The sequence below is a fragment of the Pelotomaculum propionicicum genome, assembly GCF_004369225.1.
Lineage (GTDB): Bacteria > Bacillota > Desulfotomaculia > Desulfotomaculales > Pelotomaculaceae > Pelotomaculum_B > Pelotomaculum_B propionicicum.
The window spans coordinates 1-14,581 of the sequence record NZ_QFFZ01000031.1; the positions used below are offsets into that span (position 1 = coordinate 1).

The following is a 14,581-nucleotide window of genomic DNA, read 5'->3' on the forward strand; positions in this document are numbered from 1 at the left end:
ACATTTTTTCACATGACTGGAATGCGATGCGGGGGTATCATTACCTCATGCATATCGCCCGTATGTTAAATGAAATGGCGCTTCATTCGCTTTACCTGACGGAACATGTCAAAACAGTCGGGGTTCAGTCTTTCATCAAGAAGTTTTATGAAGCTATGACCTATAGTGAGTTGGATACAGGGCGGCTTCGCCGGCTGACCGAATCTCCCGGTCAATTGCGACTAGTGCGCGAAGAAAATTGGAAAACAAGCCGTTTGGCGGCATAGCGAATTGAACTGATACAGACAGCTTAGGCAGCGGTTGCGCGGCGCTACTCGTCTTTCCGTTGAAGATGTCCGGCATGCTAAAACGAGCAGAAACGGTTTAGTTAAGGATGTGTTGATACGGATAAACCGGTGATTTTTGGAATAACCGAATAGGCAATAGTTGCGAAAACGTCAATTCCAGACCCCGCAAGATTTAAAAAACATTTTCATGCGTCAGCTCTGAGCGTTCCCTAGCGTGCTTTTTTTGGGTGCGGTAGTGTGATATAATATATTGCATATTTTGTAAGCGGAGGGCCTGCGGTGGAAATAATTACTACCCACACTAATACAGACATGGACGCTCTCGCTTCCATGGTAGCCGCGCAGAAGCTGTACCCCGGCGCAGTAATGGTTTTCCCCGGCCCGCTTCTCAAAAATGTTGAGGAGTTCATGGCCCTGCACAAGGACACTCTAAACGTGAGGACAGTAAGGGACATTGAACCCCGCTTGATTGAAAGGGTTATTCTGGTTGACACGAAGTCGCCGGGCCGACTGGACAAGCTGGCCCAGCTGCTGGAGAAGCCGGATATCGATATCCACATCTATGACCACCACCCCCGCGGCGAAGGTGACGCCAGGGGCAAACTGGAAGTGGTTGAAATGGTAGGGGCAACCACAACACTGCTGGTGGAAAAAATTATAAAGAAAAATTTAAAAATTACACCAGTAGAAGCAACTGTGCTCTCGCTGGGTATCTATGAGGACACTGGCTCTCTCGTTTTTTCCAGCACGACACCGCGGGATGCAGCGGCTGTTTCCTACCTGCTGTCTCAGGGAGCCAACCTGGCCGTGGTGGCGGATTTTTTGGAGCGCCCGCTCAGCGAAGGGCAGCGGGCTTTACTGAAAGCCCTCCTGGTGTCGGCTGAACGCTATGAGATTAACGGGATTAAATTTCTGATCGCCAAAGGAACTGTAGATGAGTTTGTGGGAGGGCTTGACCTTTTAACCCATAAACTTGTTGATTTTGCCCACCTGGACGCTGTGTTCACTGTAGTGGAAATGGACGACAGGGTCTATCTAGTGGCCCGCAGCAATATCCCTGAGGTCAGCGTTAAGGATATTCTTGACGTTTTCGGTGGAGGGGGGCACCCGTCAGCCGCCTCTGCCATCATTAAAAAGGCAAAAGTTGAAGATGTGGCGGAGCTTCTGCTTGAGACAATCCGCTCTAAAGCCAGGCCGCCGACTACTGCCGCTGATATAATGTCCAGCCCGGTAAAAACTATAACTCAGGAAATGGTTATTGAAGAGGCCGGGCGGATTATGCTCAGGTACGGCCATACCGGCCTGCCGGTGGTAAAAGGCGACCAGGTGGTGGGCGTGATATCCCGCCGCGATGTAGAAAAAGCTACCCACCACGGCCTCGGGCACGCTCCTGTAAAAGGGTTCATGACCAGCAACCTGGTCACTGCCGGCCCCGGGACGCCTGTTTCAGTGGTCCGTGAACTGATGATTGAGCATGACATAGGAAGGCTGCCGGTGCTCAAAGAAGGCAAACTGGTGGGGATCGTATCCCGGACCGATGTTCTGCGCACGCTGCACGGTGAGGTGCAGGCAAGGCATGAGAAATTGCACAACAGCGCCAAACCCGACAAATCGGACAAAAACATCCGGGAACTGATGTACCGGGGGCTGTCGGCTGAGTATGTACTGATCCTGGAACGCGCCGGGGAGGTGGCCGCCAGGCTGGGCTATAAGGTTTTTGCGGCGGGCGGCATTGTGCGCGACTTGCTGCTGGGCATGGAATGCCTGGACATAGACCTGGTGGTTGAAGGGGACGGTATGGAACTGGCCCGGGCACTGAGTTTGGAATACGGCGGCAGGGTGCGGGTCCACCCCAAATTTCATACCGCCACTGTATATTTTGCCGACGGACGGCAGGTGGACGTGGCTACGGCGCGGGTTGAGTTTTACCAGTACCCCGCGGCCATGCCTCAGGTGGAAACTTCTTCACTGCACCAGGACCTGTACCGGCGCGATTTTACCATAAACGCCATGGCGGTCTCACTGAACAAGGATGATTTCGGCGATGTGGTGGATTTCTTTGGCGGCAGGGAGGACCTGGAGCGGGGCCTGCTGCGTGTCCTGCACAATCTGAGCTTTATTGAAGACCCGACCAGGGTTTTAAGAGGAATAAGGTTTGAGAAACGGTATAATATAAGTTTTGAACCGCAGACTTTAAAACTGGCCAGAGAGGCCGTACAAAACAATATGCTCGCCAGGGTTTCACTGGAGCGGGTTTGGGAAGAAATAAGGCACCTGCTGATGGAGCCGCGCCCGAGTCTGGGTCTGGCGCGCCTGGTTGAGCTGCAGCTGTGGGAATATCTATTTCCAGGTGTGCTGTATGCCGCTAACAAAGTAGTGCTCGACGAGCTGCACCTTTCCATTAAGGTACTGCGTTCCTGGGATTTGGAGGAACCGGACGAGCCGTGGATGGTCTACCTGATCGCGATCCTGCACCAGACGGACAGCGAGAAAGCCAGGGAGATCTGCCTAAGGTACCACCTTAACAAAAGGCAGTTGGAAAAGGTTTCAGCCGCTTTGAAGGGCTGGCGCGGCGTAATGGAAGGACTTAACCACCCGGAAGGCCTGAACACTAGTGTATTGGCCAGGCGGGTTATGAACGTGCCGAGGGAATGCTACCCGCTGATACTAGCTTATCTCGTCAACTATGTCACCAGGAGGAGGTTCCGGCAGGTCCTTACCGCTGTATTTTACGATAAGCCCTCTATTAACGGCAAGGATCTCCGCGCTTTGGGCTTTAAGCCGGGGCCGGCTTTCAAGATGGCGCTGGATGCGGTCTGGCAGGCGCGCATTGACGGACTGGTGCGGACCAAACAGGAAGAACTCATCTATGCGAAGGAATACCTGTCCGGTTACGAAGGAGCGATAAACGATGTTTAATTTCCCCAGCCTGGAAAGCATAGCACTGATGCTGCCGGCGATAGTAATTGGCCTGACCTTTCACGAGTACGCCCACGGCTATGTTGCCTACCGTCTGGGAGACAATACGGCACGCGACCACGGCCGGCTTACGATTAACCCGCTGGCTCATGTGGACCCTGTAGGCCTGATCCTGCTCTTTCTGGCCGGTTTTGGCTGGGCTAAGCCCGTGCCCGTGAACCCTTACAACCTTAAAGGGGATGTTCAGAAAGGCATGCTTTACGTATCCCTGGCCGGTCCCACCATGAACTTGCTGCTGGCTATAGCCGGGGCGATTGTCTGGGGCGCTCTGGCTGGATTTAAAATGCGTTATTTCAGTGATATCATGGAGTACATTATTCATATTAACATAGTGCTGGCTATCTTTAACCTGATTCCTGTGCCTCCCCTGGACGGCTCGAAAATTCTGGCCGGCATCCTGCCCGGCCGGCAGAACTGGCTGTACCAGCTAGAAACATACGGTGTTATCATTTTAATCCTGCTGGTGTTTTCAGGGGCTATAGGCTATATCTTTAATATTTTTGTAAGACCTATTGTCATAGCTTTATATTCTCTCGCAAGATTTATTTCAAGCATCACATTTTAAACAAACAACTCATACTGATTAATAGGAGGTAAACATGCGCATACTTTCAGGTATTCAGCCCTCGGGCTCATTGCACCTGGGCAACTATTTCGGAATGATGAAAAGGATGGTGGATTACCAGGAAAACAATGAATTGTTTTGTTTTTTGGTTAACTACCACGCTCTTACTTCAGTATTCGACGCCCCTTTCTTAAGGCGCCAGACTTACGAAGCCGCCTGTGATTTTCTGGCCCTGGGGCTTGATCCGGCTAAATCGGTTTTTTGGGTGCAGGCCGACGTGCCGGAAGTGACCGAGTTGACCTGGCTTCTCTCCAATGTAACAGGTGTAGGTTTGCTTGAGAGAAACCATTCTTATAAAGACAAAACCGCCAAAGGTATCCCCGCCAGCCAGGGTTTATTCTCCTACCCGGTGCTGATGGCTGCCGACATCCTGCTGTACGGGGCCGAAAAGGTACCGGTGGGGAAAGACCAGAAGCAGCACCTCGAAATTACACGGGATATCGCCATCCGGTTCAACAATACTTACGGCGATACCTTTGTGATACCGGAACCGGATATTGAAGACGAACTGGCGGTGGTGCCGGGTATTGACGGCCAGAAGATGTCCAAGTCATACGGCAACGCTATTGAGATTTTCACCGATGAAAAATCACTGAAGAAAAAGGTAATGAGCATCAAGACGGACTCTACCCCGGTGGATCAGCCGAAGCCTATTGAAGGAAACCCCTTGTATGAAATCTATGCGCTGTTTCTGGATGATAGGGGCAAAAAAGAGCTCAAGGAGAGGTTCCTCACCCCCGGCCTGAAATACGGCGACGTGAAAAAAGAAATCTTGGGTGTCATCTGGGATTATTTCGAACCTTACCGGAATGAGCGGAAAAAGCTGGCCGAAGACAGGCAATTCGTAGTGGACACCATGCGGGAAGGCGCCCGCAAAGCAAGACAGGTGGCCACCGTCTACCTGGAGAAAGCCAGGCGAAACGTGGGATTGGATTACTGGAACAAATAACACAAACAGCCGCCGGGCCTCAGGCCGGCGGCTTTATTATGCATCAAAACCGTCTCTAATTTCCGCTCAATGATGGGTGGAAGACTCTTCATACTCAAGGAGAAACTCCTCTAATATCCCTTTAACTTCTTCATACAAATGCGTTTGCCCTTCCAAGATAATATTCTGCAAGCCGTTTGCTGTGTTCAAAGATTTGATACGGCATTTTCTTTTTTTTGATTCAAAAATGAAGATAAGGTCAATAATATCATCTTTACTCATTGGAGTAATCTGAAATTTAGTGTTCAATAACCGGGATAGTATGTTTTTAACATCTAAACAGGCTTTTTGCTCGCCCTTAATATATGTTTCGTAGACATTATTATCATCTGAAACCGGCTCAATAAATTTACTGATTTTATAGTCCATAAACTTTATAAGATTCTGTAAATCTTCCTTATACATATTTAATCCTTCTCTTTTGAGCCCCTATGGGTTTTTATTTAATTTTTATTAGTATATGTAAATTTAGATTCATCTGATACATGATTTGGAAAATCAGATAGGACAGGTTAAGTATATTCCCGCCCAAAGGTGGAAAAATATACCCAAGGAGGGAGGAAGGTGGGCAGGGCATACCTACTGGTTATTCTCGCGGCATTCTTTTTACTTGTCATTTTCCTTTCTAAAATAACAATGCAGCTGCGCTACCGGAGGTCGGGGAAGGATGATCATTTCGCTTTGGATTTCTCGCTCTGGCGCGGTATTATCCATTACAAACTTGAAATACCCATCATTAAAAAACATGCTGTCGAAAGAGAAAAAACCGGGAGAAGGTTTAGCCTGGGCTCTCTCTTGCGGCCGGTGTTAAGGCCGGCTTTTAAGATCCGGACTGAACTTGAAGGGAAAGGCGGCAGGGCGATTACGGAGGAGAAGGCGAAAATTCCCGTCCCTGGTCCGGCCAAGATGGTGGAGTTGTTTCTTAACGCGGTGCGCAAGTTTAAAAAATACTACCCGACTGTTCTATTCATGTTGCAACGGGTTAAACTCAGCCGTTTCCACTGGCAGACTGAAATAGGATCGGAAGAGCCCTCCCAAACCGGAATATTAGTGGGTACGGCCTGGGGTTTAAAAGGTTTTCTGCTGTCTTTGATCTACTGCTTGTTTTACCCGGGTGTCAGGCCTGTAGTAAGCATTAAGCCCAGTTATGACAAAGTTTGTTTTAACACATCTGTTGACTGCATATTTGAAGTTAGAATTGGCCATATTATTTTTACGGGTTTTAAAATGCTGGTCGTAAAACTCAAATAATACATTGGGTGGGTGAGTTGACTTGCCTGAGCAGAAGCATCCTATAGAAGGATTAATGAAGACGGCCATGGAAAGCATCAAAGAGATGGTCGACGTGAACACAGTTGTCGGGGATCCGGTTGAGGCGCCTGACGGGACTGTGATAATTCCCATCTCACGTGTAGCCTGTGGTTTTGCCGCCGGGGGCGGCGAGTTCGATCTGGGCGGTGAGCGCAAGCAAAATGAAGGGGACTCAACTATGCCTGCCTTCGGCGGCGGCAGCGGGGCAGGTGTTTCAGTAAAACCTATCGGCTTTCTGGTGGTGGGCAACGGCCAGGTAAGGCTGCTGCCGGTAGACGGCAATGCCATTTATGACCGCCTGATAGACCTGGCGCCGCAGGTGATAGCCCAAATTCAGTCCATGTTCGGGCGCGGCGAGGGAAATGGAGCAAAAATTCAGGTGACCTCCCAGTCACCAACGGCAACATCACAAACACTGTCGTAGTCGAGAGCCCGGGTGAAAACCCCGGGTTTTTTGATCGCGTCATTATGTTAAAAATGCCAGTACAAGCTCGCGGCTAAAGTAGCATCAGTTTAACACCGGTGGAAATAATAGAGGAATAAATAAATGAAATCTACGAGGTGTTTGAAATGCGCGCGATTTGGAAAGGCGCCGTCAGTTTCGGCCTTATATATGTGCCGGTTAAGCTTTATGCCGCGACTGAACAAAAGGATATTAAATTTAATTACCTCCATGAAAAATGCAAAACGCCGGTGCAGTACAGGAGGTTTTGCCCCAGCTGCCAGACCGAAGTGCCCATGGAGGAGATCGTGCGGGGCTATGAATATGAAAAAGGGAAATATGTTATTTTGGGTGAAGAGGACTTTGGCCGGGAAATGCCAAACGGAGCGGGGAAAAGTGTGGAGATACTTGACTTTGTCGACCTGGCCGAGATTGACCCGGTTTATTACGAAAAAGCTTATTACCTCGCCCCGGGGGAAGGAGGCGCCAAGGTTTATGAGCTGCTGAGAAGGGCGATGGAAGAAACAAACAAGGTGGCTGTGGCCAGGGTGGTTATCCGCAGCCGCGTGAGCCTTGCCGCCCTGAGAGTCAGCGGCGGCACGCTGGTAATGAGCACCATGCATTACCCGGACGAGATCAGGCCGGCGGGCGTGCTGCCTGAGATGAACTACCAGGTAAGCCTGCACGATAACGAAGTGAAGATGGCGGTCAACCTGATTAACAACCTTTCTGCTGAGTTCCGCCCGGAAAAATACACCGACACCTATAGACAAAAGTTAATGGAAGTAATCCAGTCAAAAATTACAGGTGAGGCCGTGGAAGTACCTGCCAGGCCTGAAACGGGCAAGGTGGTTGACCTGATGGAAGCCCTCAGGGCCAGTATCAACCTGGCCAAAGAGGATAGATTAAAGCAGGGCAAAGGCGCTGATGGACCTAAAGCTGAAAAAGAGACTGGTGCGGCAAAAATAATAAAGAAAGAAAAGGGCGTCCGCAGAAAGACTTCTTAGAGCAAATAAATACCTGCAAAAATTTTGGAGGCAGTCGACAATGAACGGAGATAAATTACCGCTCCTGCGCCCCATGCTGGCTGTCAGCGCTGCACCATTTGACAGCGCCGGCCATATCTTCGAAGTGAAGTGGGACGGCTACCGCTGCCTGGCCTATCTTGAGGGTGGCGCCACTGTGTTATGGTCGCGCAATGGCATTAACCTCACCAGCAGGTTTCCGGAACTATCCTGGCTGCACACGAGGGTCAAGCAGACACCGGCTGTGCTGGATGGGGAAATAGTGGTCTTTGAAAATGGCAAGCCCTCCTTTGCAGGATTGCAGTCCAGGGGCAGAATGAATGACCTGAAAAGAATCGGCCGGTCCTCCAGCGAGTGCCCGGCCGTTTTCATATCCTTTGATCTGCTTTACGCGGGCGGCAAAAGTTTGTTGGAACTTGCGATTGAAAAACGCAAAGAGGTGCTGGCTGATATAGTTGAACCAGGTGATGAAATTTGTGTCTCACAGTTCATCAACGGGAGCGGCAGAGAATTCTTTAAAGCATGTGTAGCTCAGGGGCTGGAGGGGGCTGTGGCAAAGAAACTCGGCAGCGTTTACCTGCCGGGGCGCCGTTCGGCGTACTGGCAAAAATTTCGCCATACCAGGGAGGTGGAGCTGGTTGTCTGCGGCTACCAGCCTCAGTCTTCAGGCAGGAGGCTGGGTTCCCTGGTACTGGGCGGCTACAGGGAAGGCGAGCTGGTCTACCAGGGCAAGGTGGGGAGCGGCATCGGCGAACGGGAGTCTGAAGCCCTGCTGGAGGGTTTACGAAAACTTGAAAATAGTAAGGAAACTCTTACAATCCCCAGAGAAGAGAGGAGGCGTACAAAATTTGTACGCCCACTGCTTGTCTGTTCCATTGAATACCTTACAGCCACAGGTGAGGGCTATCTGCGCCACCCCGTTTACAAGGGTATCCGCTGGGATAAAAATCCGGCGGAATGTCATGCGGTTGAGGAATGAGTCAAAGACTGGAAAGAGGTGTCAATTTTGAATGAATCCTATGTGTCCGTGGGAGAGCATAACTTAAAACTTACCAACCTTAATAAGCTGATCTGGCCTGAAGGTTTAACCAAGGCCCACTTGGTTAAATACTATACTGATATTGCTCCATATATCCTGCCCCATCTCCGCAACCGCCCGCTGGTTATGAAACGGTACCCGGACGGGATTGAAGGCGAGGCTTTTTACCAGAAGAAGTGTCCTGATTACGCCCCGCCCTGGATTAAAAGATATCCGGTAGAGCACTCTGAAAAGGTTGTCAATTACATTATCTGCAACGACCAGCCTACCCTGCTCTGGCTGGCCAATCAGGCCTGCATCGAAATGCACGCCTGGCTGGCCAGGGTGGAAAGCCTGGAGACCCCAGATCTGGCTGTGATGGATCTTGACCCGGCGGGCGGCGCGTCTTTTGAGGATGTGCTGGAGATAGCCCTGCTGGTAAAGCGGTTTTTGGATGAATTCAGAATTAAAAGTTATCCTAAAACTTCGGGAGCCAGCGGCCTTCATCTTTTTGTGCCGGTTAAGCAGGTTTATTCGTGGCGGCAGGTTACCGGGGCGATGAAATATGTAGCTGAACTGGTGGTAAAAGTTCACCCTGACAAAACCACCATGGAAAGAAAAGTTGAAAAGAGGGCGGGCAAAGTCTACCTGGACTACCTCCAGAACGGCAGGGGCAAAACCATGGCCTTTCAGTACGGCCTGCGCCCGCTGCCCGGCGCTCCGGTCTCAACCCCACTGCTGTGGGAGGAAGTCGCAGAGGGCAGGATCAGGCCAGGTCATTTTACCATAGACACAATCTTTGAGCGCATTAAATCTATGGGAGATATTTATGCCGGGGTACTAAATACCAGGCAGTCTTTAGACGAAATAATTAAAGATAATTAAAAAGTAAATTTTGCCAGTGTGCAGGAGATATTAATTTGCCCCCGAAAAGAAGGGGAATAATAAGTATACATATTTTAAGGGGTAAATATTTTGGATGAGCGCATATACTGGCTGGGGTGGCAGTGTCTGCTGCCCGGCGCCGGGTCAAGGCTATGGTCGCTGGTAAGACATTTCGGCTCGCCCCGGGCCGCCTGGGAAGCCAATGTTAAAGATTTGTCCGGCGCTCCCGGTATAGGCGACGAAGGACCGGAAGGCCTGGCGCGGCGCAGGTCCGGATTGGACCTCGCCCAGACTGCGGCCAAACTGGAGTCAGCAGGGATTTCTTATATTTGTCATACTGAGCCGTCGTATCCGGAGAACCTTCTCCAGATTTTCGACCCTCCTCCGGTGATTTTCGTCAGGGGATCCATTAAATCAACTGATAAACTGGCGGTGGCAGTAGTGGGCTCCCGCAAACCTTCCCCCTACGGCCTGGCGGTTGCGGAAAAACTAGCCAAGGATCTGGCGGCGGTTGGAGTAGCAGTAGTCAGCGGCATGGCCAGGGGTATTGATACCGCTGGGCATAAAGGCGCGCTGGCGGGAGGCGGCAGGACCATAGCAGTACTGGGCTGCGGCCCGGATGTGGTATACCCGAGAGAAAACCACCGTCTGGTGGAGAAAATCATTAACAACGGGGCTGTGCTCAGTGAGTTCCCGCCCGGCACGGTCCCCGAGGCCTGGCACTTTCCTGTGCGCAACAGGATCATCAGCGGGCTGGCCCGGGGAACCGTAGTGGTTGAGGCTGCCGAAAGAAGCGGTGCCCTGATCACCGCCGACTTTGCTCTGGAACAGGGGCGCGATGTCATGGCTGTGCCCGGCAATGTGGTCAACCCACTCACACGCGGGCCGCACCGGCTGATTAAACAGGGCGCTAGACTGGTGGAAGGCGCTGGTGATATTATAGATGAGTTGGGTCTGGAAAATATTTTTCCCCTGCCGGAAGCAGCAGGCCATTCAGGTCTAAAAATGAGCAGTGAGGAAGAGGCGCTTTACAGCCTGCTCTCGCTGGACCCGGTTGCTCTTGATGAGTTGATCGGCAGGTCGGGCTTGCTGCCCCAGAAGGCTATGGCGGCCCTGATGTATCTTGAAATAAAAGGTTTGGTGAAACAAATGCCCGGCAGGCTCTATGTCAGGACCGGGCGCGGCGCTTTCTAAAAGAACATGCCCAGGCATAGATTTTTGAAAAAGTTGCATAATAAACGGCGATCTAAGCCAGGCAAAAAAATGAGGTGTGGTTTTTGTCAAGGACGCTTGTTATTGTTGAATCACCCGCCAAAGCAAAAACAATCGGCAAATTCCTGGGAAAAAAATACATGGTAAAGGCTTCTATGGGCCACGTCAGGGACCTGCCGAAGAGTCAATTCGGGGTGGATGTGAAGAATGGATTTAAACCAAAGTACATAACCATACGCGGCAAGGGTGAAACCATCAAGGATTTAAAAACTGCTGTCAAAAAGGCCGACCAGGTGCTTATAGCTTCTGACCCGGACCGGGAGGGGGAAGCGATAGCCTGGCACCTGCAGAATTTGCTCGAGATATCCGGCGACCAGCCCTGCCGCATCGAATTTAACGAGATTACCAAACAGGCCATCCAGAAAGCGGCCCGGCAGCCCAGGCTGATCGATTTCAACCGGGTCAACGCCCAGCAGGCCCGCCGCATTTTGGACCGTTTGGTCGGATATAACCTCAGCCCCCTGCTCTGGCGTAAAGTAAAAAAAGGCTTAAGCGCAGGCCGGGTGCAGTCGGTTGCCGTCCGGCTGATCTGTGACCGCGAGGCGGAGATACAGGCATTTGAGCCCGAGGAGTACTGGACGCTGACCGGTTTGTTTGTAAAAACCGGACACACACCTTTTGAAGGTAAACTAGTCAAGCACCAGGACAAAAAAATTGATATCAACGACAAACAGGCGATGCAAGAGGTGCTGGACAGCCTGAAAGGCGCCCACTACGTGGTAGCAAAGGTTGTTAGAAAGGAAAAGAGCCGCCGCCCGGCGCCGCCTTTCATCACCAGCACTCTGCAGCAGGAAGCCTACAGAAAGCTGAATTTTACCGCGCGCAAGACCATGATGGTGGCACAGCAGCTTTATGAAGGGCTTGACCTGGGCAAAGAGGGTACATCCGGCCTGGTCACTTATATCCGAACTGATTCCACAAGGGTGTCGGCGTCAGCCAGGGAGGAGACCGCCAGGTATATCGGCGAGCGCTTCGGCGCCCCTTATGTCGGCCGGGAAACTGCTCAGACCGGGAGCAGGAAGGGAGTTCAGGATGCCCACGAGGCCATCAGGCCGACTTCGATTTACCGTGAACCGGATCAGATTAAGGGATATTTAACCAATGATCAATATAAATTGTACAGGTTGATCTGGTCCCGCTTTCTGGCCAGCCAGATGAGCCATGCTGTCTTTGACACAACCAGCGTGGATATAAACGCCGGCCCCTGTGTTTTCAGGGCGACTGGTTCAGTAATCAAGTTCCCGGGATTCATGAAGGTATATACGGAAAGCAGGGACAATGATGAAAAAGATGAGGAAAGCCTGCTGCCCGAATTAAAAGAAGGGGAAGAGGTGGAAGCCCGCAAGCTTACCCCTAAGCAGAACTTTACTCAGCCGCCGCCCCGCTACACAGAGGCTACATTAGTAAAGACCCTGGAGGAAAAGGGTATCGGCCGGCCTAGTACCTACGCCCCTATTGTTGAAACAATTATCAAGCGTGGTTATGTGGTAAGGGAAAATAAACAGTTTTACCCTACCGAACTGGGTGATATAGTGGTCAGCCTCCTGAAAAACCACTTTCATGATGTGATTGACGTTGAATTCACTGCCGGCATGGAGGAAAAGCTGGATGAGATAGAAGAAGGGGACCTGGACTGGGTAAAAGTGCTGGATGACTTTTATTGGCCGTTTAATTCGACCCTGGAGAAAGCAGAAGAGGAAATAGGCCATGTCCAGGTCGCGGATGAGGTTACCGAAGAGGTATGTGAACAGTGCGGCCGGAATATGGTCATCAAGCTCGGCCGTTTTGGCAAGTTCCTGGCCTGCCCCGGTTTCCCGGAGTGCCGCAGCACCAGGCCCCTGTTAGAGCCGGTTGGCGTAAAATGCCCGCGCTGCGAGGGGGAACTGGTGGCCCGGCGCAGTAAAAAAGGCAGGAAATTCTTTGGCTGCAGCCGGTTCCCGGACTGTGACTTTGTCACCTGGGACCAGCCATCCAAGGTCAAATGCCCTGCGTGCGGCGATTTGATGGTGGAAAAGAAGAGCGCCGGCAAAGCCAGCTCACTTCGCTGTATTAACCCCAACTGCAGCCATAAATTAACACCGGAGAAAAAGCCCGCACCCCGCAAGAAAAGCACCGGAGGGAAAAAGGCAACAGCAAAGTGATGTGAGACGTCGGAAGTGAGCCGTGAGAATTGGGAGTGAATGATGTTCTTTAAGCTCAATCTCTAAAAGAGGAATGCAGAATATACCGATGTCCGATGTCTGACGACCGACGTCCGAATTGTGCGACTTCAGTCGCAAAGCTTTAAGTTATTTTTAATGATTTTATTTTAATGTATTAAAATAGAGGAAATGCAACCAGGATGTGATTTAAAGTTATAACTATAGAAGGCAGTCTCAAAGATAATTCAGACCCCAAAGGAATACCCGGGCTTCCCACGTCCCACGTCTCACGTCCCACCGCCATAATCGTCGGCGCGGGTCTGGCTGGCTCTGAGGCGGCCTGGCAGGCTGTCAGCAGAGGAGTCAGAGTTAAGCTGATCGAGATGCGGCCGGCAAAGCTGACACCGGCCCACACAGGCGGTGACTTTGCTGAGCTGGTTTGCAGCAACTCGCTGCGTGCCTCAGCTTTGGAAAACGCCGTAGGCTTATTAAAAGAAGAAATGAGACGTCTCGGCTCACTGATCATGGCCTGTGCCGATGACACCAGTGTGCCTGCCGGCGGCGCCCTTGCTGTTGACAGAAGTCTTTTCGCCGGGTGTGTAACAGAAAAACTGCACAACCACCCTCTGGTGGAGGTTATCCGGGAAGAGGCGGTGAGCCTGCCAGAGGGCGAAACGCTGATCATCGCCACAGGCCCGCTGACTTCAGACATGCTGTCAAAAGCGATCCGCAGTTTTACAGGTGAGGAGTATTTATACTTTTATGACGCCGTAGCGCCGATTGTACTGGCTGAATCGATAAACATGGACAGGGTTTTCCGCTCTTCACGCTACGGTAAAGGTGAAGACGCCTACCTGAACTGCCCGTTTGACAAAGAGGAGTACGAGCGCTTCTGGGAAGCTCTGGTCAATGCGGAAAAAGCCCCGCGCAAAAGTTTTGAGCGTGAACTGCACTTTGAAGGTTGCATGCCCGTAGAAGCTCTGGCCGCAAGAGGGAAAGAAACCTTGCTGTACGGCCCGATGAAGCCGGTAGGACTGGTTGACCCGCGTACCGGCAGGCGTCCATATGCCGTGGTGCAGCTGAGGCAGGAGAATAACGAAGGCACCATGTACAACCTGGTGGGGTTTCAGACCAGCCTGAAGTGGGATGAACAGCGCCGGGTCCTGAGCCTTATCCCCGGCCTCGAGAAAGCGGAAATAGCCCGTTTCGGTGTAATGCACAGAAATACATATATCAACTCGCCAGTTCTTTTAAATCCAACTTTTCAGAGCAGGATGCGCGAGACACTGTTTTTCGCGGGTCAGCTCACCGGAGTGGAGGGTTATGTTGAATCGGCCGCCGCCGGGCTGGTGGCGGGCATTAACGCGGCCCGGATTTTAACAGGCCAAAAGCCCCTGGTTTTCCCGAGGGAGACTGCCCACGGCTCGCTGGCCCATTATATAACAACCGCTGACCCTGCGCGCTTTCAGCCGATGAATATAAACTTCGGCCTTTTACCTCCGGCAGATGTAAGAATAAGGGATAAGAAGCAAAGGTACAAGATGATCGCGCAAAGGGCACTGGATGCAATTGATAAGTTCAAGCAAAACCTGTAAAGAGAGAAAAGTG

The 14,581-nt window shown here is 51.4% G+C and carries 13 protein-coding genes; 12 read left to right on the forward strand and 1 reads right to left on the reverse strand.

Features of this window, described 5'->3' with window-relative positions:
• The 4 genes from Pmgp_RS12735 to trpS form a co-directional block, all read left to right on the forward strand.
• The coding region (locus Pmgp_RS12735; protein ID WP_205078032.1) for a hypothetical protein at positions 1-266 on the forward strand (266 nt) is incomplete at its 5' end.
• A 300-nt stretch (positions 267-566) separates the two neighbouring features.
• Entirely contained in the window at positions 567-3,206 is a 2,640-nt protein-coding gene (locus Pmgp_RS12740; RefSeq protein ID WP_134214366.1) for a CBS domain-containing protein, read from the forward strand.
• Positions 3,199-3,831 (forward strand): site-2 protease family protein, encoded by a 633-nt coding sequence (locus tag Pmgp_RS12745; protein WP_134214367.1) that lies wholly within the window; start codon positions 3,199-3,201, stop codon positions 3,829-3,831. Before Pmgp_RS12740 ends, Pmgp_RS12745 begins: the two co-directional genes overlap by 8 nt.
• Positions 3,832-3,865: 34 nt before the next feature.
• The gene (trpS, locus tag Pmgp_RS12750; protein ID WP_134214368.1) at positions 3,866-4,840 is read left to right on the forward strand and encodes a tryptophan--tRNA ligase; all 975 of its coding nucleotides are present in this window, start codon (positions 3,866-3,868) and stop codon (positions 4,838-4,840) included.
• Between the two features lie 66 nt (positions 4,841-4,906).
• Here trpS and Pmgp_RS12755 read toward each other — a convergent pair whose 3' ends face one another.
• Complete coding sequence (locus Pmgp_RS12755; RefSeq protein ID WP_134214369.1) at positions 4,907-5,284, reverse strand: hypothetical protein; 378 nt, start codon at positions 5,282-5,284, stop codon at positions 4,907-4,909.
• Positions 5,285-5,443: 159 nt separating this feature from the next.
• Here Pmgp_RS12755 and Pmgp_RS12760 point away from each other — a divergent pair, with 159 nt between their 5' ends.
• From Pmgp_RS12760 to trmFO, 8 genes are all read left to right on the forward strand, one after another.
• Complete coding sequence (locus Pmgp_RS12760; RefSeq protein WP_134214370.1) at positions 5,444-6,130, forward strand: DUF2953 domain-containing protein; 687 nt, start codon at positions 5,444-5,446, stop codon at positions 6,128-6,130.
• Positions 6,131-6,152: 22 nt separating this feature from the next.
• Entirely contained in the window at positions 6,153-6,614 is a 462-nt protein-coding gene (gene ytfJ, locus Pmgp_RS12765) for a GerW family sporulation protein (RefSeq protein WP_134214371.1), read from the forward strand.
• Positions 6,615-6,760: 146 nt separating this feature from the next.
• Positions 6,761-7,639 (forward strand): non-homologous end joining protein Ku, encoded by an 879-nt coding sequence (gene ku, locus Pmgp_RS12770; protein WP_134214372.1) that lies wholly within the window; start codon positions 6,761-6,763, stop codon positions 7,637-7,639.
• A 40-nt stretch (positions 7,640-7,679) separates the two neighbouring features.
• Entirely contained in the window at positions 7,680-8,636 is a 957-nt protein-coding gene (ligD, locus tag Pmgp_RS12775; RefSeq protein ID WP_134214373.1) for a non-homologous end-joining DNA ligase, read from the forward strand.
• An 18-nt stretch (positions 8,637-8,654) separates the two neighbouring features.
• A complete protein-coding gene (gene ligD / locus Pmgp_RS12780; protein ID WP_427910036.1) occupies positions 8,655-9,560 on the forward strand; it encodes a non-homologous end-joining DNA ligase in 906 nt (301 codons plus the stop codon).
• Between the two features lie 90 nt (positions 9,561-9,650).
• Positions 9,651-10,754: a DNA-processing protein DprA gene (gene dprA, locus Pmgp_RS12785; RefSeq protein ID WP_134214375.1), complete on the forward strand. Its 1,104-nt coding sequence runs from the start codon at positions 9,651-9,653 to the stop codon at positions 10,752-10,754.
• Between the two features lie 83 nt (positions 10,755-10,837).
• Positions 10,838-12,973 (forward strand): type I DNA topoisomerase, encoded by a 2,136-nt coding sequence (gene topA / locus Pmgp_RS12790; RefSeq protein ID WP_134214376.1) that lies wholly within the window; start codon positions 10,838-10,840, stop codon positions 12,971-12,973.
• A gap of 260 nt (positions 12,974-13,233) precedes the next feature.
• The gene (gene trmFO / locus Pmgp_RS12795; RefSeq protein WP_134214377.1) at positions 13,234-14,568 is read left to right on the forward strand and encodes an FADH(2)-oxidizing methylenetetrahydrofolate--tRNA-(uracil(54)-C(5))-methyltransferase TrmFO; all 1,335 of its coding nucleotides are present in this window, start codon (positions 13,234-13,236) and stop codon (positions 14,566-14,568) included.
• Positions 14,569-14,581 lie beyond the last annotated feature (13 nt).

Coding starts and splice junctions, on each gene's coding strand:
- Pmgp_RS12745 (WP_134214367.1), top strand. CDS start 3,199: ATGTTTAATTTCCCCAGCCTGGAAAGCATAGCACTGATGCTGCCGGCG.
- trpS (WP_134214368.1), top strand. CDS start 3,866: ATGCGCATACTTTCAGGTATTCAGCCCTCGGGCTCATTGCACCTGGGC.
- Pmgp_RS12755 (WP_134214369.1), bottom strand. CDS start 5,284: ATGTATAAGGAAGATTTACAGAATCTTATAAAGTTTATGGACTATAAA.
- ku (WP_134214372.1), top strand. CDS start 6,761: ATGCGCGCGATTTGGAAAGGCGCCGTCAGTTTCGGCCTTATATATGTG.
- ligD (WP_134214373.1), top strand. CDS start 7,680: ATGAACGGAGATAAATTACCGCTCCTGCGCCCCATGCTGGCTGTCAGC.